This is a genomic window from Acidovorax sp. T1 (assembly GCF_002176815.1).
GTDB lineage: Bacteria > Pseudomonadota > Gammaproteobacteria > Burkholderiales > Burkholderiaceae_C > Acidovorax.
This window is the reverse complement of sequence record NZ_CP021648.1, coordinates 1,568,035-1,593,718: the sequence shown is the minus strand read 5'-3', so window position 1 is coordinate 1,593,718 and position 25,684 is coordinate 1,568,035. Positions and strand designations below refer to the sequence as shown.

Sequence of the window (25,684 nt, the reverse complement as noted above, 5' to 3'; positions counted from 1 at the left end):
GCGCCGCATCTAATCTTTCATGGCCAAAAAACCCGATCCCACGTCCCGCATTGCCGACAACAAGAAGGCGGCCTTCAACTACTTCTTCGAAGAGCGCCACGAGGCCGGCATGGTGCTGTATGGCTGGGAAGTCAAGGCGCTGCGCGAGGGCAAGGTGCAGCTGACCGATGGCTACGTGCTCATCCGTGACGGCGAGCTGTACCTGCTGGGCTGCCTGATCAACCCCCTCAAAACCGCCTCCACCCACGTCAACCCCGAGGCAGCGCGCACCAAGAAGCTGCTGCTCAAAAAAGACGACATCAAGCGCCTGATCGTCAAGGTCGAGCAAAAAGGCTACACCCTGGTGCCGCTGAACCTGCACTGGAAGAACGGATATGTGAAATGCGAGATTGCGCTGGCCAAGGGCAAGGCCGAACATGACAAGCGCGACACCATCAAGGACCGTGAAGGCAAGCGCGAGGTCGAACGCGCCATGAAAAGCCGCAACCGCTGAAAATTTTTGCAAGGCGGCGGGAATAAACCACCGCGTCCATGTGTTTGTCTGCGTGCAGGGCCGCATTTCGCACCCGCCTGCACCATTACCCGGAGAAACCCATGAAAAAGCTCTTGCCCATCGCCGCACTCTTTGCGCTTGCCGCCTGCTCCTCCATGGCCCAGTCCCCTGCCAAACCCATGGATGGCGTGCTGGTCGGCGCCGGCGACATGACGCTCTACACCTTTGACCGCGACACCGCGGGCAGCGGAAAGTCCGTCTGCAACGGCCCCTGCGCCACCAACTGGCCACCCCTGATGGCCACACCGGCCCAAGCGGGCGGCGACTACAGCGTCATCACCCGCGATGACGGAACAACCCAGCTGGCCTACAAGGGAAAACCGCTGTACTACTGGTCCAAGGACGCCAAGCCCGGCGACAAAACCGGCGATGGTTTCAACCAGGTCTGGCACGCTGCGCGCCCCTGACCCATCCCATCCCTGACATCGCGACATGGACCGCACCCAGGTAGTCGAACAGCTTCCCGGCCTGCGTCGCTATGCCCGCGTGCTGACGGGTGACGCCTGGGCGGCCGACGACCTCGTGCAGGACACGCTTGAGCGGGCCTGCAGCAAATGGCGGCTTTGGCGCAGCGGCAGCGATCTGCGCGCCTGGTTGTTCACGCTGATGCACCACCTTTATCTCAACCAGCGCCGGGCGATGCCCTCGCTGCAACGGCTGGAAATGGAGGACGTGCAGGACAGCCTTCAAGCCCATGTGCCCCCATCGGACGATGCGCTGGACCTGGAGCGCTGCCTGCAGCGCCTGCCGGCCGAGCAACGCGCCGTGTTGCTGCTGGTCACGCTGGAAGACCTGAGCTACGAAGACACCGCCCGCATTCTGGCCATTCCCGTGGGCACCGTCATGTCGCGGCTGTCGCGCGCACGCAGCCGCCTGCGCGCACTGATGGAACACACACCCAGCGCGGTGCCGGGCCAGCCACCGGTGCTGCGCCGCCTCCAATGATTTCGGCCTTTGCCATGGACCACTCCACCCCCTTTTCTGCCGGCCCCTCCCATGACCATGCGTGGCATGCACTGGCGGATGGCCGGCTGCCCCCCGCCGACACCAAGGCCCTGCAGCAGCAACTGGCCGCCGACGCTGCGGCGCAAGCCACTGTTGCGCAGTGGCAGGCGCAGCGCCAACAATTGCGCGCCCTGCACCAGGACATGCTGGAGGCCCCCCTGCCGGATGCGCTGCTGCAGACCCTTGCAAACGCCACGGCGCGCAGGGCAGAACAGCATCGCCAGTGGTGGCGCTGGGGCGGCATGGCGGCCTCGGTGCTGGTGGCGTTTGCACTGGGATGGGTGGGCCGGGGCCAGTGGCCCGCGGTGGCACCCACCGGTCTCCTGGCCGTCAACGCCAACGCACCGGGCCAGCGATTTGCAGCGCAAGCCGCCATGGCCCACGCGGTGTACCAACCCGAGCAGCGCCACCCCGTGGAGGTGCCCGCCGCCCAGCAGGAGCATCTGGTGCAATGGCTGTCCAAGCGATTGGGGCGGCCCCTGAAAGTGCCATTGCTGACCGCGCAGGGCTATGAGCTGGTGGGCGGGCGGCTGCTGCCCGGCGACACCGGCGCACGCGCGCAATTCATGTACCAGAACGGCGCGGGCGAGCGCGTCACGCTCTACCTGGGCGCCCTGGCGCCCGCCGCCGCCACGAAGGCATCGCCCCCTGCAGGATCGGCTGCACCGGCCACCAACCCGCCGCAATCTGCAGACACCGCCTTCCGTTTCACCCAGGAAGGCCCGGTGCCGGGCTTTTACTGGACGGACCAGGGCTTTGGCTATGCGCTGAGTGGGCAGCTCTCGCGCCCGGCCCTGCAGGCGCTGGCCACGGCGGTGTACCAGCAGCTCGGCGCTTGAGACCAGCCCAACGGCCCGCAAAGGCGGGTGAAAAAGCGCCCTCACCGACCCGATCCGACGGGCCCGTGGCGCGCCCGCCGCGCGCACCGCGCAACGCCCTTCAGCGCAACGCAGCCAACGGATGCGCGTAGGCCGGCCAGGGGCTGACGAAGAACGGGGCCACCATCTCCGGTGTCACGTCTTCGATGCGCGCGGGGCTCCACTTTGGCGCGTGGTCCTTGTCCACCGCCAGTGCGCGGATGCCCTCCACCGTTTCGCTCTGGCCGGCGCGCAGGAAAAAGCAGTGGCGCACCATGTCGCGCTCCATGCGCAAATCGTCGGCCAGGCCCATGCTGCGAGCACGGCGCACCTGCTCCAGCACCACATGCAGCATCAGCGGCGATCGCTTGCGCAGCGTGGCCGCCGTCGTGCGGGCCCAGTCGGAATCCGTGGCCTCCAGCTGGTCCACGATCTCGCGCACGGCAGGCAACGCGAAATAGTGGTCAATAGTGCCTCTAGCGCTTGATAGCATTGCGCCAACAGCTATAAATTTAGAAGCAACATAGTTCTTGATGGCCGCACCATCGGCAAAGTGTCCCGATCCCAGGGCCTCCCACACCGGCGCCTGCTGGTCCACGGGCAGGCAACCATCGGCCAGGCCAAACTCCACCGCATCGCCGGCACCGATGGTGTCGCCCGTCAACGCCAGCCACTCACCCACACGGCCCGGGCAGCGGCTCAGAAAATAGCCCCCGCCCACATCAGGGAACAAGCCGATCGCCGTCTCGGGCATGGCCATCCTGGTGCGCTCGGTCACCACGCGCAGGGCCGCGCCCTGGCTGATGCCCATGCCGCCGCCCATGACGATGCCATCCATGAAGGCTATGTAGGGCTTGCCGTAGTTGTGGATCAGGTGGTTGAGCGCATATTCCTCAGTGAAAAAATCCTCCAGCAGCGGGTTGCCCTGGCTACCCGCCTGGTGCAGAAAGCGGATGTCTCCGCCCGCGCAAAAGGCCCCAAACGGGCCTTCCTTGTTGCTGCCGCGGATGGCCACGGCCAGCACCCGCGCGTCGTTTTGCCAGGCCAGCAGGATGCCCATCAGGTCCCGCACCATACCCAGCGACAACGCATTGAGCGCCCGGGGGCGGTTCAAGGTAATGAAGCCCACCTGGCCTCGCACCTCACTGAGCACTTCACTGGCCCCTTCCACTGTCACTTGCACTTTCATCTCCGTCATTTTTGTTCCTTCCAGCCTAAAAATTCATTGATTACCAAGGCGCCAATCACCAGCAGGCCGCCGGTCAGCACGGCAGCCCCAGGGCGCTCACCTGCACCGGCCCAGGCCAGCAAGATACCGAAGATCACCTCCAGCAAGCCCAGCAAGGCCATTTCGGGGGCCTTGAGCACACGCCCACAGCGCACCGCCAGAACGCACGGAATCGCCAGCTGAAACAGCCCGAGCAGCGCCAACAGAAGGATATCGTGGCCCGTTGCCTGAAACGGCAGTGCCAGGGGCAACGTAGCCAGCGCCGACAACACGGCGCCCACCAGCACCGCCGGCACCAGGTCCACCGCGTGGCCATGCTGCTGGGACGATTGCACCACCGTCCAGTTCGCCGCTGCCGCCACCGGAATGCACAGGGCCACCAGTGTGCCCGCCAGCGGCAACCCGGCCATCTGCGCCCCATACATCCACGCCATGCCCACGCCGGCAATTCCGATGGCCACCCAGGTGCGCAACGCAATCCGGTGCCCGATAAACAGGCGTGCAAACAGGGCCGTGAGCAGCGGGCCTGCCGCCATGGTCACCAGCACATTCGCCACGGGCATGAGCATCATGGCCACCATGAAGGTGGTGAACATCACGCTCCAGCACAGACCCGACAGCCACAGTGCAGCGCCGCCGCGGCGCATGGCCGAAAACACGCTGCGGCCCTGCAGCGCAGGCAAAATCACCAGCAGCGACACCACGGTAAAAAAGCTGCGCCAGAAGGTCACTTCAAAGCTGCGCGCATGCTCCAGATGCCGCGTCACCACACCGGCAATGGACCACAGCAGCGTCACAACCAGCATCAGCGCGACCGCACGGGAATGCGTGAGTTTCATGATTTTTCGTCGGCAAACATCGCTTCAGACGGCAAAAGGGCCACTGCACTGCAGTGGCCCTGATAGAGGCGGCCAGGGGCATTTGAAAAGCCCCTGAACCCGGAATCAGCGACCAGCGCGCTTGCGATCGCTTTCCTTGAGGTGGCGCTTGCGGATGCGGATGGACTTGGGCGTGATCTCGACCAGCTCATCGTCCTCGATGAACTCCACGGCGTATTCCAGCGTGGCATCGATGGGCGGGGTGATCTTGATCGCGTCTTCCTTGCCCGAAACGCGGAAGTTGGTCAGCTGCTTGGTGCGCGTGGCATTCACCACCAGGTCGTTGTCACGGCTGTGGATGCCCACAATCATGCCTTCGTACACCGGGTCGTTCGCCTTCACGAACATGCGGCCACGGTCGTCCAGCTTGCCCAGGGCGTAGGTGAAGATTTCACCGTCGTCCATCGAAATCAGCACGCCGTTCTTGCGGCCGCCGATGTCACCCTTGTGGGGTTCGTAGCTGTCGAAAATGTTGGCAATCAGGCCGGAACCGCGCGTCAGGTTCAGGAACTCGTTGGTGAAGCCGATCAGGCCGCGGGCAGGAATGCGGTATTCGAGGCGCACACGGCCCCGGCCGTCCGGCTCCATATTCACCAGCTCGCCCTTGCGCTCGCCCAGGGCCTGCATCACGCCACCCTGGTGGGCTTCCTCGATGTCGGCGGTGACCAGCTCGATAGGCTCGCACTTCTCGCCATTGATCTCCTTGAACACCACGCGCGGCTTGGACACTGCCAGCTCGTAGCCTTCACGGCGCATGTTTTCCAGCAGGATGGTCAGGTGCAGTTCGCCCCGGCCCATCACTTCAAAGATGCCTTCCTCGTCGGTTTCCTTCACGCGCAGGGCCACGTTGTGTTGCAGCTCCTTTTGCAGGCGGTCCCAGATCTGGCGGCTGGTCACATATTTACCTTCGCGGCCCGCCAGCGGGCTAGTGTTCACGCAAAAGTTCATGGTCAGCGTGGGCTCGTCCACCTTGAGCATGGGCAGCGGCGCAGGCTTGAGCGGGTCGGTGATGGTCACGCCGATGCCGATATCGGCAATGCCGTTGATCAGCACGATTTCGCCGGGACCGGCTTCGGTGGCCTGCACGCGGTCCAGGCCCTGGAACGTCAGCACCTGGTTGACGCGGCCCTTGATGGTCTTGCCATCGGGGCCTTCCATGACCAGCACATCCATCATGGGCTTGATCGTGCCCTGGCTGATGCGGCCCACGCCGATGCGGCCGACAAAAGTGGAGAAATCGAGTGCGGAAATCTGCAACTGCAACGGAGCAGCGGGATCACCCTTTTGCGCGGGCACATGCTTGAGCACGGTGTTGAACAGAGCCGACATGTCGGGGCCCCACTGCTCACCTGGTGCGCCCTCTTCGAGCGACGACCAGCCGTTGATGCCCGAGGCGTAGACCACGGGAAAGTCGAGCTGCTCGTCGGTGGCACCGAGCTTGTCGAACAGGTCGAAAGCCGCGTTCACGACCTTGTCGGGGTTGGCACCGGGCTTGTCCACCTTGTTGACCACCACGATGGGCTTGAGCCCCAGGGCCAGCGCCTTCTTGGTCACAAAACGCGTCTGGGGCATGGGGCCCTCTTGCGCGTCGATCAGCAGAACCACACCGTCCACCATGGACAGCGCGCGTTCCACTTCACCGCCAAAGTCCGCGTGACCGGGGGTGTCAACGATGTTGATGTGCGTGCCTTCCCAGCTCACGGCGCAGTTCTTGGCCAGGATGGTGATGCCGCGCTCTTTTTCGATGGCGTTGTTGTCCATCACGGTGTCGACCACTTTTTCGTGGTCGGCGAAGGTGCCGGACTGGCGCAGCAGTTGGTCGACCATGGTGGTCTTGCCATGGTCCACGTGGGCAATGATGGCGATGTTGCGGATTTGTTTGCTCATAGTTTTTCCAATATGCCGCTGGCTTGTAGGTGCGGCGTGCCTTCCAAAATTTGTTGAATTTCCAGCGGACTCAGGAGCCTGTCGGGCACCAGTTCACCGTTTTTGATATGACCGACGCCCAGCAAGGCCGCAGGGGCCTCGCTGAAAACCGCCACGGCATTGGCGTCGGGCCAGTCGCCCCTGCGCCGCAACCCCGAAAGGAAACGAGCGGTATTGTCGCCGTCCAGCGTGACACGCATGTGTTGTGCCAGCAAGGATTCGGGCGCTTGCAGGCTGGCCAGGCGATCGTCCTCGGGCATGGCCTCCAGCTGCGCCAGCGTGATGCAGCGCTCCACGCCCAGGCCGCCGGTGTCGATACGGCGCAAAAAAGTCAGGTGCGCGCCGCAGCCCAGTGCCGCGCCGATGTCTTCGCCCAGGGTGCGGATGTAGGTGCCTTTGCTGCAGGTTACTATTATTTTGATAGCTGCCTGCGCTTTATCCGTAAGCGCTAGCGTCAGATTCAATGCATGAATGACCACATCGCGCGCCTCGCGCTCTACCGTGACGCCTGCGCGGGCGTATTCATACAGCGCCTTGCCATCCTTCTTGAGCGCGCTGTGCATGGGCGGCACTTGGCGGATGGGGCCGGTGAACTGCCGCTGCACGTCCGCCAGGCGCTCAGGGGTGAGCTGGGCGCGGTCCACATCGCAGCGCTGCACGACATCACCCTCGGCATCGCCAGTGGTCGTGGTGGTGCCCAGCAAGGCGATGGCCTCGTAGGTCTTGGGCGCATCGAGCTGCAGCTGGCTGAACTTCGTGGCGGCGCCAAAACACAGCGGCAGCACGCCAGTGGCCAGAGGATCGAGCGTGCCGGTATGGCCCGCCTTTTCGGCGCGCAGCAGCCACTTCGCCTTCTGCAAGGCGTCATTGCTCGACAGGCCGAGCGGTTTATCGAGCAGCAACACCCCATGCACAGGGCGCCGCTGCACCCTGGTGCGTGGCGCGTTCATGGCTAATCTTCCTGTGCGCGCGAGGAAACAGCCTTGGCAATCAAGGCATTCATGTCGGCCGCACGCTCGGAGGTGCGGTCAAACACGAAATGCAGCGTGGGCACCGTATGGATGTGCAGACGCTTGAACAGGCCATTGCGCAGAAAACCTGCAGCCTGGTTGAGTGCCGCCTGCGTTTCCACCGGGTCGCCCACCAGCAGGCTGAAGAACACCTTGGCGTGCGCATAGTCGGGAGTCACCTCCACACCCTGCAGCGTCACCATGCCCACGCGCGGGTCTTTCAACTCGCGCGCGATCAGTTCCGTCAGATCACGCTGGATCTGATCGGCCACCTTGAAGGCGCGGTTGGGGGTGGAAGATTTCTTGGCAGCCATGGATTACAGCGTCCGCGCGATTTCCTTGATGTCAAAGAATTCGAGGTGATCGCCTTCCTTGATGTCGTTGTAGTTCTTGAGCTTGATACCGCACTCGAAGCCTTCCTTGACTTCCTTGACATCGTCCTTGAGGCGCTTGATCGAATCGACTTCGCCGGTGTAAGCCACCACGTTGTCGCGCAGCAGGCGGAACTTGGCGTTGCGGTGCACCATGCCGGACGTGATGTACGAGCCGGCAATCGTGCCGATCTTCGTTGCCACGAACACGGTGCGGATCTCGGCCGTACCGATGATTTCCTCGCGCTGCTCAGGTGCCAGCATGCCCGACATCGCCACCCGCAACTCGTCCACAGCGTCATAAATGATGCTGTAGTAGTGCAGATCGACGCCATTGCTCTCGGCCAGCTTGCGCGCACCAGCGTCGGCACGCACGTTGAAGCCAATCACGATGGCCTTGGAGGCGATGGCCAGGTTGATGTCCGACTCGCTGATGGCGCCCACTGCGGCATACACCAGCTGCACCTTGACCTCGTCGGTGGAGAGCTTGAGCAGCGACTGCGCCAGCGCTTCCTGCGAGCCCTGCACGTCGGCCTTGACGATGATGGGCAGCATCTTCACTTCGCCCGCCGTCATGTCAGCAAACATGTTCTCCAGCTTGGCCGCTTGCTGGCGCGCCAGCTTGGTATTGCGGAATTTGCCAGCACGGTAGGTGGCGACTTCGCGCGCACGGCGCTCATCGGTCAGCACCATGAAGTCGTCGCCGGCCTGCGGCACTTCGGTAAGGCCCTGGATTTCGACCGGAATCGACGGCCCCGCCGTCTTGGCGACCTTGCCGCTTTCATCCAGCATGGCGCGCACGCGACCGTAGGTCTGGCCTGCCAGCACCACATCGCCCACCTTCAGCGTACCGGACTGCACCAGCACGGTCGCCACAGGGCCACGGCCCTTGTCCAGCTTGGCTTCGATCACCAGGCCCTTGGCCAGCGAATCGACTGGCGCCTTGAGTTCCAGCACTTCGGCTTGCAGCAGCACCTGCTCCAGCAGGGTGTCGATGCCCATGCCGGTCTTGGAGGACACGGGCACGAAAGGCGAATCGCCACCGTACTCTTCAGGAACCACCTCCTCCACCACCAGTTCCTGCTTGACGCGGTCTGGATTGGCATCGGGCTTGTCCGACTTGGTGATGGCCACCACGATAGGAACACCCGCCGCCTTGGCGTGCTTGATGGCTTCCTTGGTCTGGGGCATCACACCGTCATCGGCAGCCACCACCAGAATCACGATGTCGGTAGCCTGCGCACCGCGGGCACGCATGGCCGTGAAGGCTTCGTGACCGGGGGTGTCGAGGAACGAGATCATGCCGCGTGGTGTTTCCACGTGGTAGGCACCAATGTGCTGCGTAATGCCGCCGGCTTCGCCTGAAGCGACCTTGGCGCGGCGGATGTAATCGAGCAGCGAGGTCTTGCCGTGATCGACGTGACCCATCACGGTCACCACCGGAGCGCGCGGCAGAACCGCCACGTCCAGCTGGGCCAAATCCTCGTCGGTGAATGCTTCCGGATCGTCCAGCGCCGCCACCACGGCCTTGTGGCCCAGTTCCTCCACCACGATCATGGCGGTGTCCTGGTCCAGCGGCTGGTTCATGGTGACCATCTGGCCCATCTTCATGAGCGCCTTGATGACCTCGGAGGCCTTGATGGACATCTTGTGGGCCAGCTCGGCCACGGTGATGGTTTCAGGCACGTGCACTTCAATGGTGCGCGCCTCCACCGGAGCGGAATGCTGGTGGTGGTCATCACGGTGATCGCGGCCATCGCCACGGCGGCCACGCGGGCCACCACGCCAGTTGTTGCGACCGACACCGCCGCTGCTGTCGCCGCGGGTCTTGATTTCTTTTTTCTTGGCCGTATCGCCTGCCCAGCTGGAAGACAGCTTGGCCGACTTGACTTCCTTGCCAGCACCGGGCGCGGCTGCGCCTGCAGCCGCCGGAGCGCCCGCGCGGGCAACACCCGTCCCGACCGCAGGCTTGTGCAGCGTGCCCTTCTTGGCATCACCCACGGCTGCAGGCTTGGCCACAGGCTTGGGTTCCTCGGGCTTTTTGGCCACCATGACCGCCTTCTTGGGCGTGGCCATCATGGACCGAATAGCAGCCGCTTCGGCTTCCGCCTTGCGGCGGCGTGCATCCAGATCGGCAGCACGAGCCGCCTCTTCGTCGGAACGGGCCTTGGACTCGGCTGCAGCTTTCTCACGGGCCTCGGCTTGTGCAGTTGCGCGTGCCGCTGCTTCTGCCGCCTGCTCGCGGGTGGCTTCCTGCTTGACTGCAGAGGCCTGTGCCTTTTTCTCGGCTTCCTGGGCTGCGTAGGCGGCGGCGCGCTCTTCGGCTTCGCGCTCGCGCTTCTCACGTGCTTCGCGATCGGCACGCTTTTCGGCCAGCTCGGCTTCCTGGCGACGAATCAGCTCGGCCTGGCGGCTCGCTTCTTCTTCGCGGCGGGCCAGTTCGAGGTCTTCGCCGGCGGCAGCGACGTCTTCCACCGGGGATTCCCTGGATTCGGCAACACTTTCGACACCTTCATCGCGCTGGATGAAAGTGCGCTTCTTGCGCACTTCCACCTGGATGGTGCGCGCCTTGCCGGTGGCATCGGCTTGCTTGATTTCACTGGTGGACTTCTTCACCAGCGTGATCTTCTTGCGATCGGCAGAAGCCGTGCCATGGCTGGCCTGCAGATAAGCAAGCAATTTTTGCTTGTCCGACTCGGTCAACGCGTCGGACGGGGCAGCCTTGCCCACACCCGCAGCCTTGAGCTGATCGAGCAGGGTTTCAGGCGATTTTTTGAGTTCGGTTGCAAACTCGGCGACAGTATTACTGGACATATGTGGTTCGTGCCTCCCTGACCTTACTCTTGCCCTGCGAACCAGTGTTCGCGCGCCTTCATGATCAAGGCTTTGGCATCTTCTGCGGACTGTCCGGTCAGGTCGGTCAGTTCATCAATGGCCAGATCGGCCAGGTCGTCACGCGTGTGCACACCATTTTCTGCCAGCTTGGCAATCAATTCGGGTGTAAGGCCTTCGAGATCGCGCAGATCCTGCGAAACCTCGCCAACGCTTTCCTCGCGGGCGATTTCCATGGTGAGCAACGCATCCTTGGCACGGGTACGCAGCTCGCTCACGGTATCTTCGTCGAAGCTTTCGATTTCCAGCATTTCCTGCAGTGGCACATAAGCCACCTCTTCCAGGCTGTTGAAACCTTCGGCGATCAGGATGTCGGCGATTTCCTCGTCCACATCGAGCTTTTCCATGAACAGACGGCGGGCCGTATCAGACTCGTTGGCCTGCTTCTGGGCCGACTCGGCGGCGTCCATGATGTTGATTTTCCAACCAGTCAGGTCGGAGGCCAGACGCACGTTCTGGCCGCCACGACCGATGGCGATGGCGAGGTTTTCCTCATCCACCACCACGTCCATGGCATGCTTTTCCTCATCGACCACAATGGACGAGACGTTGGCCGGGGCCAGCGCACCAATCACGAACTGGGCCGGGTCTTCGGACCACAGCACGATGTCCACGCGTTCGCCGGCAAGCTCGTTGGTCACCGCATTCACACGGGTGCCGCGCACGCCAACGCAGGTACCGATGGGGTCCACGCGCTTGTCATGCGACAGCACGGCAATCTTGGCGCGCGAACCGGGGTCACGGGCGCAGCTCTTGATCTCCAACAGGCCTTGCTCGATCTCGGGCACTTCCTGGCGGAACAGCTCGACCATGAACTCGGGGGCCGAGCGCGACAGGATGATGGGCGCGCCGCGCAGCGTCAGGTCCACTTCCATGATCATGGCGCGAACGCGGTCGCCACTGCGCAGGTTTTCCTTGGGGATCATCTCGCTGCGACGCAGGCGGCCCTCCACGCGGCCGGATTCGACAATGATGTCGCCCTTGTCCATGCGCTTGACGGTGCCCGTGAAAATGCGCTCGCCACGCGACATGAAGTCGTTGAGCAGCATTTCGCGCTCGGCGTCGCGGATCTTCTGCAGGATGACCTGCTTGGCCGCCATAGCGCCGATGCGACCGATGGGCACCGACTCGACGCCTTCTTCGATGTATTCCCCGACTTCGATGTCGGCGATACGCTCCTTGGCGTCCATCAGCAGCTCTTCGGCTTCGGGATTTTGCAGACCCGCCTCGTCAGGCACCACCAGCCAGCGACGGAAAGTCTCATAGTTGCCGCTGTCGCGATCGACGGACACGCGGATGTCCACCTCGCCCTGGTACAGCTTCTTGGTAGCCTGGGCCAAGGCCGACTCCACGGCGCCCAAGACCACATCGCGCTCCACGTTCTTCTCGCGCGAAATGGCCTCAACCAACATCAACAATTCGCGATTCATGCGACGACTCTCCTGTTTCTATCATCCGCAGGCAACAGCTGCCAGCAACTGCCCACCTACTCCAAACCATCCAGCGACTCAGTCCGGTACTTGACCAGCCTTTGCCCCCCGCCCCTTGAAATCCACAATGAGCGCCAGTCGGGCATCCCTGAGCTCATCCAGCGCGAACCCCAGCGCCTGCAAGGGGGCTGGCACACGCTTCTTGCTTATTTTCTGACCAGGCTTGACCGCCGGCTCATCGCTCCAGACGATCTGCCAGCCACCTGATTCGGCCCGCTCCAGCGTGCCACGAAACTTTTTGCGGGTGGCATTGACCTGCCCCACCGCCGCAGCGCCGATGGGCGCTTTCAGAGTGAGGTCGATGACCGAACCTTCAAAACGCACAAAATCCTGCTCGTGGCGCAAGGGGCGATCAATGCCCGGCGACGAGACTTCGAGCCGTTTGTACTCGACCCCATCCACCTCCAGCGCAAACTGCAGCTGGCGGGTGACCTTTTCACAGTCTTCCACCGTGACGTATTGCTCGATGGCCGGCTCTGGTGCATCCACCGCGGGCTGAACCCATGGCAAATCGATGGTGACGCGCAGCAAGCCCCCCGGAGATCGCTCGATCTCCACCAGGTCATAACCCAGACCCGCCACAATTTGTTCAACGACTTGCTGTAATGCCACGTGTTCAGTTCAATCCCGGAAAAACAACACAACTTACGCAAATCAGGATCAGGCCAGCTGCCACCCCATGGAAGCACCCCTCGTGCACCCTTGTTTGCGTAAGTCCAAAACAAAAAACCCGATAACCCCCGGAGACTCTTCCCCGACAGCTTCGAGCTCCAAAAGCATTCGACCAAAAAAAACGGGCGGTTGGTACCCGCCCGTTTGGTCGTGAGACCCGTATTGTAGCGTGCAAAGTGTTGTTTTGCAAAGATGCACACGGGGAAAGCTGTTGTCAATGCGCCCAGGCCAGTGCCCACGCGGCCTGCCGGACGATGCGATACCAAAACGGCACCTGGCGCTTATTCAACAAGCGCGAGCAGCTACAACCGTGATAGCGGCTGCAGCAGTTCTGCGAGGTCGCTTTCGGTGAACATCGGCTCCTTGCGCGCAGCCGCGCCGCCATACAGGCTGCCTGCCAGCTGCGCCTTGCGCTCCTGCAGCGCCAGAATCTTCTCTTCAATCGTGCCTTGGGCGACCAGCTTGATCACCCACACGCTCTGTGTCTGGCCGATGCGGTGGGCGCGGTCGGTGGCCTGGGCTTCCACAGCGGGGTTCCACCACGGGTCGTAATGGATCACCGTATCGGCCTGGGGCAAATTGAGCCCCACCCCGCCCGCCTTGAGACTGATCAGAAACAGCGGCACCTGCCCGCTGGTGAACTGCTCGATGATCGCGTCGCGCTTTTGGCTTTGGCCGGTGAGCTTGACCCAGGGCAGTTTGCGCCTTTTCAGCTCGGCCTCGATCAGCGTGAGCATGCTGGTGAACTGCGAGAACAGCAAAATGCGCCGCCCCTCGGTCAGCATTTCGGGCAGCAGCGCCATCAACTGCTCCAGCTTGGCCGAAGTCTTGACCTTTTTGGCGGCATCCAGCGGAACCAGTTGCGGGTCGCAGCACACCTGGCGCAGCTTGAGCAGCGCATCGAGGATGGTGATCTGCGACTTGGCCAGCCCCTTGGACTGCAGTGCCTCGCGCACGGTTTTTTCCATGCCTAAGCGGATGGTTTCATACAGGTCGGCCTGCGCACCGGTCATTTCCACGGGCATCACGGTCTCGACCTTGGGCGGCAGTTCGCCGGCCACCAGCGCCTTGGTGCGGCGCAGCATGAACGGCGTGACGCGCGCGCGCAACTGCGCCATGCGCGCGCCGTCGCCCTGTTTTTCAATCGGCGTGCGAAACAGCTCGTTGAAGTGCCGCTGGCTGCCCAGAAAGCCGGGCATCAGAAAGTGAAACAAACTCCAGACCTCGCCCAGGTGGTTCTCCATGGGCGTGCCCGACAGGCACAGTCGGTGGCGCGCCTGCAGCTGGCTCACCACCTGTGCGGCATGCGTGCTGGCGTTCTTGATGTTCTGGGCTTCGTCGAGCACCACCAGATGCCACTCATGCGCCAGCCATCGTTCCCGGTCGCGCTGCAGCAATGAATACGGGGCAATGACCAGGTCGTGCTCGGCCAACGATTCGGCCACCTCATGGCGGCCCGCGCCGTGCAGCACCAGGCTGCGCAGGCCCGGGCAAAACCGAGCGGCCTCGTGCTGCCAGTTACCCATGAGGCTCACGGGCGCAATGATGAGTGCGGGGTGGGTCAGGCGGCCCGCATCTTTTTCGACCTGGATGTGCGCCAGGGTCTGCAGCGTTTTGCCCAGGCCCATGTCGTCGGCCAGCACACCGGCCAGGCCATGCGCACGCAAAAACTGCAGCCAGTTCAGGCCCTGCTGCTGGTAGGGCCGCAGCGTGGCGTGCACGCTGGCCGACAGCGGCACTTCGGGCAACGCCTTGGCGCCCTTGAGCTGCTCCACCATGGCGCGCAAAGCACCGGCACCCTCCCACACGGCCCCCTCGCCCAGCGCGGCGCTGGTGCGCAACGCATCCATGCGCGAGAGCTTGAGGCTGTCGCCGGTGAAGTCATGGGCACGGTCGCCCACCAGGTCCAGCAGCGCCGCCAGCCACGGTCGCAGCGTGTCGGTGGGCAGGCGCACAAAGCCGGGGCCCGCCTGCGACGGCAGATAGACATGCGATGGCAACTGGGGCAAGCCGGTTTCGGGGTCTGGCGGGTGGGCCGCAGCGGCGGCGATCAGGTCGGGCAGCCAGGGCAGGATGTTGTGGCGCACGCCGTTGATCTCGATGCCCAGCGACAGCGCAAACCAGGGCGATGTGGCCTCGTCGTCGCCCTCGGGCTGCAACGCCACGGCCAGTGTGTCGGCGTGCGTGATCCAGCCAGAGAGCGCGGCATCGAGCGTGACGTCAAACCCCGCCTCGCGCAGCACCCCGAAACCGTTGTCGGCCCAGTGCATCCAATCGTTTTGCGGGCGGTCGCCAGGGATGCCGAACAGGCCATCGTCGGTGGCCAGCAGGCCCAGGTCCATCAGCCGCTCGATGGCACCGAGCTCGGCTTGTGCATCGCGCTGCAGCAACACTTGGCCGCCATCTGCCGCCGGCACCAGCACATCCAGCTCCTGCCCCACCCACCAGCCCACATGGCCCTGGTAGTCGAACCGCAGCTGTGCGGTGATGAGGCCCAGGTCGGGCACATCGCCCGCCGGCACGGGCGCCAGATGCAGGCGCGCCACGGGTTGCACGCCCTGCACCCGCGTGAGCGGCCCGAGCACCGGCGGCAATGGCAGCACACCGCCCAGGCGGCTGGCGACCTCGGCCTGGTGCTTTTGCAGCGCGGCGGCGCTCAGCGCGGGCGCCTTGAGCAGCAGGGCGAGCCGTGCAGCGCTCAGGCCTTCGGCCTGCACCGCGCCAACCACGCCGTGGTCGGCATCGAGGTACAGCGGGGGGCTGTTGCCGCACAGCGTGGCCGACGCCGCAGGCAGGCTGGCACCCAGGGCCCAGGTGCTTTCACCCCCTGCGGCTGGCGTGGACTCGCGCCATGCCCAGGTGATGGGCAGCGGCTCGCCCCAGCGCAGCGGCGCGCCCACGGTGGAGCCCCCCACGTCGGCAAACAGGCGGCCGGTGCTGGCCGCCTGCTGCAGCGCGAGAACGCCCGCCGCGCCCTCCAGCACCCCCGATGGCGCAAGGCTATAGGCCGAGTAGTAACCCAGGTTGCGCGGCATGGCCCGCAGCAGTTGCAGCACCTGGTGGTCGGCATCGCTGGCGCGGTCATACACGGCCTGCCCCGGGCCAGGCTGCGTGCGAATCGGCTTGGGCTTGGCCCAGCCGCCGGTGACTTTGGGGTAAGACACCACGGCCTCCAGCTGCATTTGCGGCGCGGTGGCGCGCGGCAGCGTCACGGTGGAGAGCAGGTACAGATACTGTTCGGGCCGATCCGGCCTGGCTCCCGGGGCTGGCGTGGCTGGCACGCCCGAGGCGCTGTCCCAGTCGTGCAACCAGTGCACCAGCCGGGCTTCGGCCTCTGCGCGCGCCAGGGCTTCCTTGCGCTGCTGCAGCGCTTTGAGTCCATCGGCGGAGGGCGCAGGGGGTTGCTCCAGCGCCGGGTTTTCGTGCGCCGCTGCCAGCGTCAGCGCCACTGCATGCTTGCAATCCACGCCCACGGGGCAACTGCAGTCACCCGACCATTGCTTGACCTGGCCATTGGGCGCGATGACCAGTTCCACCGACACCTCATAGGGGTCGAACAGGCTGCCCTGCACCTCGCCATCCATCAGCCAGCGGCCATCGCCATCGGGTTCGATATCGACGTGGAGCACGTCCGCGTTGCGATAAAGCCCCATGCCACGCGACCAGGCGCCCTTGTCGCACTGCGCCTGCAACGAACGAAGATCAAACCACGAAGAGCGCACCATAGGAAAACCAAGTAAAAAGTGCCTCTAGCGCTTTATGAATAAGCGCCTGCAGCTATAAAAACAGGAGTAAAAACACCCACCGAGCCCGCAACACGCATCGCTTCCGCTCCGCGCCTGCGCGCGCACACTGGTGCCAACAGGTGCCACAAGACCCGGCGACTAGGCCCCGCGCGCGGCGCGCACGCGCTCAAACAGTTCCTGGGCCTCGCCCCCTGCCCCGGCGGCGCTTGGTGCACCGGCCTGCAGGCTGGTCAACAGCCTGGCCAGCACAGGCGCCTGCGGCAGCAGCGGCCCCAGGAACAAGGCCCGGCGGCCGTCGGCAATCAGCAGCGTGGGGAAGGTCTCCACGTCCAGATCGCCCGCGATTTCGGATTCGTCCTCGATGTCCACCCACTCAAAACGCACGCCGGGGTGCGCACGCGCCAACTCGTCAAACAGGGGCTGGTAGTCGCGACAGGTGCCGCACCAGCCGGCGCACAGGCACACCGCCCACCAGCCGCTGCCAGGGGCCGCTGGGTGGATTTCTGGCAACGCGGCCGGGCTCTGCATCGGGGGGTTCTCCTTCAAGACCCGCGCCGCTCCCGGGCACGGTAAACGCCAATGGTACCCACTGCGCTCGCCTGGTTGCCCCAGGCATTGCGCACAAAGGTGCTGACCGCCGCCACGTCCTCGTCGCCCAGCACCTGCATGAAGGGCGGCATGCCGTGCGGGCGCGGGTTGCCCGCCGTGGCCGGCAGATAGCCGCCCTGCAGCACCATGCGCACGAGGTTGGTGGGGTCTTGCAGCATCACGGCGCGGTTGCCGGCCAGGGCCGGGAACGCACCCGGTTGACCCTCGCCCTTGTCGCCATGGCACTGCGCGCAATGCTGCTCATACACCTTCGCACCGCGCTCCAGCGTGGCGTCCGCTGGTTTGGCCACCGCCGTGGCGGCGGGGGCCTGCTGCGGCAGCGCCCGCAGATACACGGCCATCGCCTGGGCGTCGGCATCGCTCAAATACTGCGTGCTGCGAAACACCACCTCGGCCATGGGCCCGGTGACCGAGCCCTGCGGCGCCACGCCGGTTTTGAGCAGGGCCACCACGTCTTCGACAGGCCAGTGCGCCACGCCCGCCTCGGCAGCGGCATTGAGTGCCGGCGCATACCAGTTTTGCACCGGAATCAGCCCGCCGCTGAAAGCCTGCGCGGGGTTGCTGGCGCCCAGCGCATTGCGCGGTGTGTGGCAGGCGGCGCAGTGGCCCAGGCCGTTGACCAGATAGGCACCCCGGTTCCATTGCGCCAACTGCGTGGGCTCGGCCGGTGGCGCGCCGGGCGCAAGCGTGGCCCCCCTCGCTCCGCCGCTTTGCGGGTCGCCGCCCCCCAAGGGGGCCGCTTTTTCAGCTGGGGGCGGCCCGGCGGTAAAAAACAACGCCCGCCACACGCCCAGGGCCGCCTGCGTGCTGTAGGGAAAGCGCAGCGCGTGCGGCCGGTTGGCCTGCGCCACGGCGGGCAGGCTTTGCAGATAGGCATAGATGGCGTCGGAATCCTCGCGCGTCACCTGCGTGTAATTGGGGTAGGGAAACGCCGGGTACAGCAGGCGCCCGTCTTTGGAGCGGCCGTTGTGCAGCGCGCGCCAGAACTCGGCGGCCGACCAGTTGCCGATGCCCGTGGCCTTGTCGGGCGTGAGGTTGGAGGTGTGGATGACGCCAAACGGCGTGTCGATGCCGCGCCCGCCCGCATAGGGCGCGCCGCCCTGCACGGTGTGGCAGGCCATGCAGTTGCCCACGCGCGCCAGGTATTCGCCACGGGCCACCAGTTCGGGCGTGCTTTGCGGGGTTTCGCCGGCGGTCAACGGCGCTTCGCCGCGCAGGTTCAGCGCCACCACGGCGGCGGCGCCCAAGCCCAGGGCGGCCATGGTGGAAGAGATCGTCCAGAGGATGCGTTTCATGGTGTTCCCCTTCAACGCGCCGCCGCGTCCACCACCGGCACACCATCGACACCACCGCAGCGCACGGGCATGGCCGCTGCCAGCCGGTCGGCGGGCTTGCCATCCCCCGGCACCGGCTGGGCCGCCAGCCAGGCCGATACCGCACTCACCTCCGCGGGCGAAAGCTGGCGCGCAATATCGGCCATGCAATCGGGCGCCTGCGCGCGGCGCTGGCCGGTTTGCCAGGCCCCGAGCTGGCTGTTGAGGTAGTCGCGCGGCAGGCCCAGCAAGCCGGGAATCGACGGCTGCAGCCCCGTCATTGCCTGGCCGTGGCACTGCACGCAGGCGGGCAGCCGGCGCGCCGCATCGCCCTGCTGCACCAGCTGGCGCCCGCGCTCCAACACCTGCGGCGCGGCCTGGGGCGCCGGGGGCGGCGCATAGGGCACCTGCAGCGCGGCAAAGTGGGTGGCGATCTCGCGCAGATAGTCGTCCGTGAGGTGCTCGATGAGGTAGCCCATCTGCGGGTAGCTGCGCCGCCCGTCCCGAAAATTGAGCAGCTGGTTGTACAGGTAGCCCGCCGGCTTGCCCGCGATGCGCGGAAAGTAACCGTCTGGCGTAGCGCGGCCTTCCTTGCCGTGGCAGGTGGTGCAGGCCAGCACGCGGGGCGCCATGGCGCTGGCGGCCATGGCCGGCGTTTCAGGAGCAGCGCGGGCCGGCGTGGCAACCAGGGCGGTTGCGCCCAGTGCGGCAACCCATAGCAAGGGCAACAAGGAACGCCGTGATTGAAGCAGGCAATAGGTCATGGGCGGATTCTGACGGGAAAGCAATGCACCCATACGGGTGCGAGCAAGCTACAAAAACAATAGCTGCATGCGCATACTGGTAAAGCGCAAACAGCCATTTTTATCTAATTATTGACTGGTTTCTCAAGTCGCTCATTCCAAGTGGTGGATTGCGCCAAGAACCTGTTCACGAACTCAGCCTCTCAGCGCAGCACGGTGATGGACCCGAACCGCAGGTGGTGCATGAACTCGCGCAGGATCAGCAGCGCGGCAGCGAAGTCGGCGCCTTGTGGCAAGCCCTCGCGCGCAACCGGGCGCCCTTCGGCCACGGCGGCCAGGCGCTCAAACACCCGTTCCATGGCATCGAGCGGCATTGCCATCGATTCACCGGGCGCCACACCCGCCAGCAGGGCCATCTCGCGCACCACCGCGTCGGCACACAGCAAGGCCGAGCCCGGCGCCAGCATGGGCACCGCCCGGATCACCTCGTCTTCGACGGTGGCAATGGCGTTTTCCATCTCCAGCGGCGTGGGCGGGCTGCGCTTGAAAAATTGCCGCGCCGTTTTCTGCGCGCCAATGTCCAGCACCAGCCAGGCAGCGGCCTCATCGCCCGGCCCCGTGGCAACGGCGGTGTGTTCGGCGCCGATGTGCAGCACCGTGACAGCCCCTTGCAGCCCCGCACCGGCGCGCAGGTGGCGGAAACGGGCGCGGATGTCGGCCTGGGCGGCCAGGGCATCCGGTGCGGGTGGCGAGTGAGCGGGTGAGGGTTCGTTCATGGGTGTTCCTTGTGCAGACGGGGCCCGGGTTGGCTGCGAAGTCGGTGCGGCTGTTCAGCGCGCCTGCTCGAAATCGATGAAACCGCGCTCCACGTTCGTGCTGACCAGCTTCACGCGGATTTTCGCCCCCACGTCGAGGTTGAAATCCCCCGCCACCAGCAGGCCCTCGGCCGGCGGCGTGAAGATGCGCACCCAGGTGGCGCTTTCGCTGCGGCCGGTGACGATGGCGTCAAACCGCTGGCCGATCAACCCCTGCATGAACAGCGCTGCCTCGGATTTGCGCACGCTGCGCTCCACCTTTTGGGCCGCGTCTTCCTGGTGGGTGCAATGCTCGGCCAGCGTGGTCAGTTCGGCCAGGCCATAGGGCGCACGCTCGCCCGACAGCAGCGCCTTGACCATGCGCAGGCTCACCAGATCAGGGTAACGGCGGTTGGGCGCCGTGGAATGCGTGTAGTCGCGCACGGCCAGGCCGAAGTGGCCGATGGGCTCGCCCCGCGCGTGCTCCACCACATACTCGCCCGACCCCATCAGCTTGACGATGACCAGCGACAGATCGGGAAAGCGCAGCGGATCGGCCTTGCGCTGGCGCGCCAGAAAGCCCTCGAGCGCGCGCGAATCGGGCTCTTTGGGCAGCGCCTCGCCATACTTGCTGGCCACTTCCACGATGCGCAGCCAGCGCTCGGGCGAGCGCACCACCCGCCGCAAGGCGCTGCCGCCATGCTGCGCCAGAAACTGCGCGGTGCAGGTGTTGGTGGCGATCATGAATTCTTCGATGAGCTGGCGCGCCCGGTTCTGCGCTTGCTGGCGAATGTCCACCACGCGGTCGCCGTCGAACACCGCGCGCGGCTGGAAGGTCTCCAGATCGAGCGAGCCCTGCTCGCGCCGGCGCGCGCGCATGCGCTGGGCCACCGCATCCTGGGTGCGCAGCTGCTCGTCCATGCCGGGCACCGCGCGCGCGGCCTCGGGCAGGTCACCCGCGCCGTCGATCCACGCGGCCACCGCGTCATAAGCCAGCTGGGCCTGGTTGCGCACCCGCGCACGGTGCACGGTGGAATGGGTGACGACGCCCTCGGCATCCACCACCATTTCGGTCACGATGGCGATGCGCTCCTGGCCGGGGTTCAGCGAGGTGAGGTCGGTGGACAAGCGCTCGGGCAACATCGGAAACACCCGCGCCGAGGTATAGACCGACGTGGTGTTGGTGTGCGCGTGCTGGTCGATGGCCGAGTTCTTTTTGACCAGGGCGTCCACATCGGCCACGGCCACAAAAATCTTCACGGCACCATGGCCCAAGGGGCCGCAGGCCGTGAGCTGGTCGAGGTCGCGCGAGTCGTCGTTGTCGATCGAGCACCAGGGCAGCGCCGTCATGTCGCGGATGCGCGGGTCGTCGTCCTGCGCGGCGGCGTCGATGGTCTGCAGCTGCTGCAGGGCGCGCGGCGGAAACTCGGGCTCCAGGCCGCGCTCCTTCATGGCATCAATGGCAATGCGCACCAGGTCGCTGCGGTGAAAGGTGTGTGGTTTGTCCATGGCCCAAATGTAAGTTGCCGCTGCGATCAGCGCCCCCCGACTGCGGCGGGCTTCGACGCAATAAACACCACCATGGCCGCCACCGACAGCACCGCGGCCAACCCGAAAGCCAGGGCTGGCGCCACCGCCCACAGCGCGCCCGCCATCAGCGATGCGGGCAGGTACAAGCCACCCGTGACGAAGTTGTAGACGCCCATGGCCGTGGCGCGGCGCTCGGGCTCCAGGTCGGCGATGAAGGCCTTGCTTTGCGACTCTTCGATGGCATAGAACACGCCATACAGGCAAAAAATGCCCACCATTTCCCCGCGGCTGGCCGCCAGCACCAGCCACACATTGAGGGCCGCATACAGCGCATAGCCCAGCACCACGATGCGGCTGCGCCCCACCCTGTCGCCCAGCCGCCCCACCAGCGGCGCCGCCACCACGCAGATGGCATTGAACAGCGCATACAGCAGCACGATGTCGGTCATGCCAAAGCCCACGGCATGGGCCTTGAGCAAGACAAAGCCCAGGCTGAAATACGCCAGCGCAAACACCCCTGCCGGCACCAGAAAACGCTTGAACGCCGGGCTGAGCTGCTGCCAGTTCTGCCGCACGCTCTCGCGCGCATGGGGCTGGCCGCGCTGGTCGGGGATGCGCGTGAGCACCACCACGGCCACCACCGCCGGCACAAAGGCCACCAGAAACAGCAGGCTGTAGGTGCTGGCCGATTCGCCCAGCGATTGGAGCACCGCATAAGCCACCAGCGGGCCCAGCACGGCGCCCGCCTTGTCCAGGGCCTTGTGCACGCCAAACGCATAGCCACGCGACTCCTTGGCGGCCATCGACGACAGCCAGGCATCGCGCGGCGGGCCGCGAAAGCCCTTGCCCAGCCGCTCGATGACGCGAAAGACCGACAACCCCACGATGGACGACGACACCAGCAAGATCAGCTTGGCCAGTGTCGAAAAGCCGTAGCCCGCCGTGGCAAACCACTTGCGCCGGCCACTGCGGTCTGAAAGCCAGCCGGCCAGGTAATTGAGGGAAGACGCCGAAAAATCTGCCAGGCCCTCGATCAACCCCAGCAACGCCGTCGAGGCACCGGCCACCGTGGTGAAGAACACGGCAAACACCGAGAAGATCATCTCGGAGCTCAGGTCGGTCAAAAAACTCACCAGGCCCAGCCTGAGCACATCGGGATGGATCGTGCCGCGTGCGGTGATGGCGGTGGTGGCCGGGTCGGCAGCGGAATCTTCGCGAACGGACGGGCGCATCGTGTTTCCTCAGCGGTACGGTGCTCGCATTGTGCAACGCCATCGGCGTGAAGATGCACCACGTCACTATTAAAACAATAGCTGCTAGCGCTTGCTACATAAGCGCTAACAGCCTATTTCATTCCAACCACCAAAACCGCAAGCCCAGCGCCATCTCGCATCCCTACACTGGCGGCAGGCCCTGCTACGAAGGGAACCGGCGGCCCACCATGGCCTATTAACCCATGAGGAAGATTGCGATGCCCACCAATCCAGCCCCACCGCCCCGCGCAGCGTCCATGCCACCAGGCTTGAGCACCGCCGAGGCGGCCCGCCGCCTGAGCGCCGAAGGCCCCAACCTGCTGCCCGGCAGCGCACCCAAATCCATGCTCGCCATCGTGCGCGATGTGCTCACCGAACCCATGTTTCTCATGCTGCTGGCAGCTGGCGGCATCTACCTGGCGCTGGGCGACCGCGCCGAGGCGCTGTTTTTGCTGGGCTTTGTGTTCGTGGTCATCGGCATCACGCTGGCGCAAGAGCGCAAAACGCAGCGCGCGCTCGAATCGCTGCGCGACCTGTCGGCCCCGCGCGCGCTGGTGATTCGCGACGGCCAGGAGCAGCGCATTGCCGGGCGCGACGTGGTGCGCGGCGACCTGCTGGTGCTGCACGAGGGCGACCGCATTGCCGCCGACGCGTTGCTGCTCGACGGCCAACTCGAAGTGGACGAATCCCTGCTCACCGGCGAAGCCGTGCCCGTGGCCAAACTGCCCGCAGCACCCAACGAGCAGCCGCCGGCAAGCATGGCGGCTATCTACGCCAGCACCGTGGTCACGCGTGGCGTGGGTGTGGCCGAGGTGTGCGCCACGGCGGCCCACACGGCCGTGGGGCGCATCGGCGCCGATCTGGCGGCAACCACCGAGCCGCCTTCTGCGCTGCAACAGGGCTCGCGCCGGCTGGTGCGCACGCTGGGCACGGCCGCCGTCGTGCTGGCGCTGGCGCAGGTGCTGCTGGGCTGGTGGTGGAACGGCCGCCCGCTGCTCGACAGCCTGCTGTCGGGCATTGCGTTGGCCATGGCCATCCTGCCCGAGGAGATTCCGGTCATCCTGACCGTGTTTCTGGCGCTGGGGGCCTGGCGCATTGCACACCAGAAGGTGCTGACGCGGCGCGTCACCGCCGTCGAGGCACTGGGCGCCATCACCGTGCTGGCGGTGGACAAGACGGGCACGCTCACCCTGAACCGCATGGCAGTGGCCGGGCTTGCCACCGCCGACCAGCATTTCGACCCCGAAGGCGCCAGCGACTTGCCCGAGCACTTCCACCTGCTGACCGAGTTCGCCATGCTGGCCACGCCGGGCGACCCGTTCGACCCCATGGAAAAGGCCATCCAGCATTTTGGCCACCAGTGGCTGCAGGGCACCGAGCATGTGCATGACGGGCGCGAGCCCGAGTTTGAATACGCCCTGTCGGGCGAGATTCTGGCCATGACGCGCGTTTTTGCCAGCGATGAGCCCAACATGCACCTGCTGGCCACCAAGGGCGCGCCCGAGGCCGTGGCCGACCTGTGCCACCTGGATGCAGCGCGGCGCGATGCCATCCGCCGCCAGGTGGAGGCCATGGCCGAGCGCGGCCTGCGCGTGCTGGGTGTGGCGCGCGGCCGCTGGAAGGGCGTGGCCCCGGCCGCCAGCCAGAGCCCGCCCTGGCCGCAGAGCCAGCACGACTTCGACTTTGATTTTCTGGGCCTGGTGGCGCTGGCCGACCCGCCGCGCCCCGAGGTGCCTGCCGCGCTGGCCGAATGCCGGCGCGCGGGCGTGCGCGTGATCATGATGACTGGCGATCACCCCGCCACGGCCCGCGCCATCGCGCAGCAGGTGGGCCTCTCAGACCGCCCCGACGTCATCACCGGCGCGCAGCTGCAGGCGCTGGACGACGCTGCCCTGACAGAACGACTGCGCCATGTGGACCTGTGCGCGCGCCTGCAGCCCCAGCACAAGCTGCGCCTGGTGCAACTGCTGCGCGCCAGTGGCGAGGTGGTGGCCATGACGGGCGACGGCGTGAACGATGCGCCCGCCCTCAAGGCCGCCGACGTGGGCATTGCCATGGGCGAGCGCGGCACCGACGTGGCGCGCGAGGCCGCCGCGCTGGTGCTGCTGGACGACAGCTTTGCCCGCATCGTCGCCGCCATCCGCCAGGGGCGGCGCATCGACGGCAACATCCGCAAGGCCATTCGCTTCACCTTTGCGGTGCACGCCCCCATCATTGCGCTGGTGCTGGTGCCCACGCTGCTGAAATGGCCCACGCTGCTGATGCCGGTGCATATCGTGCTGCTGCAGTTGCTGATCGACCCCACCTGCGCCGTCGTGCTGGAGGCCGAGCCCGAAGACAGCGCCAGCATGGAGCGGCCGCCACGGCCGGTTTCCGACTCGCCCTTTGCCATCGGCCCCCTGGTGTCCTCGGTGCTGCAGGGCCTGGGCATGGCCGCCCTGCTGTTGGGCGGTCAGTACTGGCTGGCTGGCCAGGGCTGGGGCAGCGCGCAAAGCCGCACCGTGGTGTTTGGCACGCTGGTGCTGTGCGTCATGCTGCTGATTCTGGCCAACCGCGACCTGTCGCGCACTGCGCTGCAAAGCATCACCACACCCAACCCCTGGCTGTGGCGCATTGCCGCCGCGATGGTGGTGTTGCTGGCGGCGGTGCTGGGCATTCCCTGGCTGCGCACACTCATGGGGCTGGCGCTGCCCGGCACCCCAGGCGTGGTGGTGGCCGCTGGCCTGCTGGCGCTGTGCCTGGCCTGGCTGGAACTGGTGCGGCGGGCAGCTCGGCACCGCCTGATTGCCTGATTGCCTGATTGCCTGATCGCCT

General features: G+C 65.5%; 20 protein-coding genes. 5 read left to right on the top strand and 15 right to left on the bottom strand.

The window, feature by feature from the left end:
• Positions 1–19: 19 nt before the first annotated feature.
• The 4 genes from smpB (at position 20) to CCX87_RS07535 (ending at position 2,397) form a co-directional block, all read left to right on the top strand.
• Entirely contained in the window at positions 20–493 is a 474-nt protein-coding gene (smpB, locus tag CCX87_RS07550; protein WP_087745155.1) for an SsrA-binding protein SmpB, read from the top strand.
• A 101-nt stretch (positions 494–594) separates the two neighbouring features.
• On the top strand, positions 595–960 hold the full coding sequence (locus CCX87_RS07545) for a COG4315 family predicted lipoprotein (RefSeq protein ID WP_087745153.1): 366 nt from the start codon (positions 595–597) through the stop codon (positions 958–960).
• A gap of 25 nt (positions 961–985) precedes the next feature.
• Positions 986–1,498 (top strand): sigma-70 family RNA polymerase sigma factor, encoded by a 513-nt coding sequence (locus tag CCX87_RS07540; RefSeq protein ID WP_087745152.1) that lies wholly within the window; start codon positions 986–988, stop codon positions 1,496–1,498.
• A gap of 14 nt (positions 1,499–1,512) precedes the next feature.
• The gene (locus tag CCX87_RS07535) at positions 1,513–2,397 is read left to right on the top strand and encodes an anti-sigma factor family protein (protein ID WP_198314773.1); all 885 of its coding nucleotides are present in this window, start codon (positions 1,513–1,515) and stop codon (positions 2,395–2,397) included.
• Between the two features lie 100 nt (positions 2,398–2,497).
• Here the strand turns inward: CCX87_RS07535 and CCX87_RS07530 are convergent, their stop codons facing one another.
• The 15 genes from CCX87_RS07530 to CCX87_RS07460 all read right to left on the bottom strand — a co-directional run bounded on the left by CCX87_RS07530 (position 2,498) and on the right by CCX87_RS07460 (position 22,849).
• Positions 2,498–3,604: an enoyl-CoA hydratase/isomerase family protein gene (locus tag CCX87_RS07530; protein WP_087748237.1), complete on the bottom strand. Its 1,107-nt coding sequence runs from the start codon at positions 3,602–3,604 to the stop codon at positions 2,498–2,500.
• A 5-nt stretch (positions 3,605–3,609) separates the two neighbouring features.
• Positions 3,610–4,482 carry a DMT family transporter gene (locus CCX87_RS07525; RefSeq protein WP_087745147.1) on the bottom strand — a complete coding sequence of 291 codons (873 nt, stop codon included), beginning with the start codon at positions 4,480–4,482 and terminating at the stop codon, positions 3,610–3,612.
• A 105-nt stretch (positions 4,483–4,587) separates the two neighbouring features.
• Positions 4,588–6,408, bottom strand: coding sequence for a translational GTPase TypA (gene typA / locus CCX87_RS07520; protein ID WP_087745146.1), 1,821 nt, complete (start codon positions 6,406–6,408; stop codon positions 4,588–4,590).
• On the bottom strand, positions 6,405–7,397 hold the full coding sequence (truB, locus tag CCX87_RS07515; RefSeq protein WP_087745144.1) for a tRNA pseudouridine(55) synthase TruB: 993 nt from the start codon (positions 7,395–7,397) through the stop codon (positions 6,405–6,407). Before truB ends, typA begins: the two co-directional genes overlap by 4 nt.
• Positions 7,398–7,399: 2 nt before the next feature.
• Positions 7,400–7,771 carry a 30S ribosome-binding factor RbfA gene (gene rbfA / locus CCX87_RS07510; RefSeq protein WP_087745142.1) on the bottom strand — a complete coding sequence of 124 codons (372 nt, stop codon included), beginning with the start codon at positions 7,769–7,771 and terminating at the stop codon, positions 7,400–7,402.
• 3 nt (positions 7,772–7,774) lie between these two features.
• Positions 7,775–10,642, bottom strand: a complete 2,868-nt coding sequence (gene infB, locus CCX87_RS07505) for a translation initiation factor IF-2 (RefSeq protein WP_087745140.1) — start codon at positions 10,640–10,642, stop codon at positions 7,775–7,777.
• Positions 10,643–10,665: 23 nt separating this feature from the next.
• Positions 10,666–12,150 carry a transcription termination factor NusA gene (nusA, locus tag CCX87_RS07500; protein ID WP_087745138.1) on the bottom strand — a complete coding sequence of 495 codons (1,485 nt, stop codon included), beginning with the start codon at positions 12,148–12,150 and terminating at the stop codon, positions 10,666–10,668.
• Between the two features lie 78 nt (positions 12,151–12,228).
• Entirely contained in the window at positions 12,229–12,822 is a 594-nt protein-coding gene (gene rimP, locus CCX87_RS07495) for a ribosome maturation factor RimP (RefSeq protein ID WP_087745136.1), read from the bottom strand.
• Positions 12,823–13,184: 362 nt separating this feature from the next.
• The gene (locus tag CCX87_RS07490) at positions 13,185–16,535 is read right to left on the bottom strand and encodes a DEAD/DEAH box helicase (protein ID WP_087748236.1); all 3,351 of its coding nucleotides are present in this window, start codon (positions 16,533–16,535) and stop codon (positions 13,185–13,187) included.
• 231 nt (positions 16,536–16,766) lie between these two features.
• Positions 16,767–17,156, bottom strand: coding sequence for a thioredoxin family protein (locus tag CCX87_RS07485; protein ID WP_087745133.1), 390 nt, complete (start codon positions 17,154–17,156; stop codon positions 16,767–16,769).
• A gap of 14 nt (positions 17,157–17,170) precedes the next feature.
• Complete coding sequence (locus CCX87_RS07480) at positions 17,171–18,532, bottom strand: cytochrome c (protein ID WP_087748235.1); 1,362 nt, start codon at positions 18,530–18,532, stop codon at positions 17,171–17,173.
• Positions 18,533–18,543: 11 nt separating this feature from the next.
• A complete protein-coding gene (locus tag CCX87_RS07475) occupies positions 18,544–19,314 on the bottom strand; it encodes a c-type cytochrome (RefSeq protein ID WP_232476501.1) in 771 nt (256 codons plus the stop codon).
• A 182-nt stretch (positions 19,315–19,496) separates the two neighbouring features.
• Positions 19,497–20,069, bottom strand: a complete 573-nt coding sequence (locus CCX87_RS07470; RefSeq protein WP_198314772.1) for a hypothetical protein — start codon at positions 20,067–20,069, stop codon at positions 19,497–19,499.
• A gap of 54 nt (positions 20,070–20,123) precedes the next feature.
• Positions 20,124–21,596, bottom strand: coding sequence for an RNB domain-containing ribonuclease (locus CCX87_RS07465; protein WP_087745131.1), 1,473 nt, complete (start codon positions 21,594–21,596; stop codon positions 20,124–20,126).
• A gap of 26 nt (positions 21,597–21,622) precedes the next feature.
• Positions 21,623–22,849: an MFS transporter gene (locus tag CCX87_RS07460; RefSeq protein ID WP_087745129.1), complete on the bottom strand. Its 1,227-nt coding sequence runs from the start codon at positions 22,847–22,849 to the stop codon at positions 21,623–21,625.
• Positions 22,850–23,088: 239 nt separating this feature from the next.
• On the opposite strand from CCX87_RS07460, the gene CCX87_RS07455 reads away from it, so the two are divergent.
• On the top strand, positions 23,089–25,662 hold the full coding sequence (locus tag CCX87_RS07455; protein ID WP_087745128.1) for a cation-translocating P-type ATPase: 2,574 nt from the start codon (positions 23,089–23,091) through the stop codon (positions 25,660–25,662).
• The last annotated feature ends 22 nt before the right edge of the window (positions 25,663–25,684 follow it).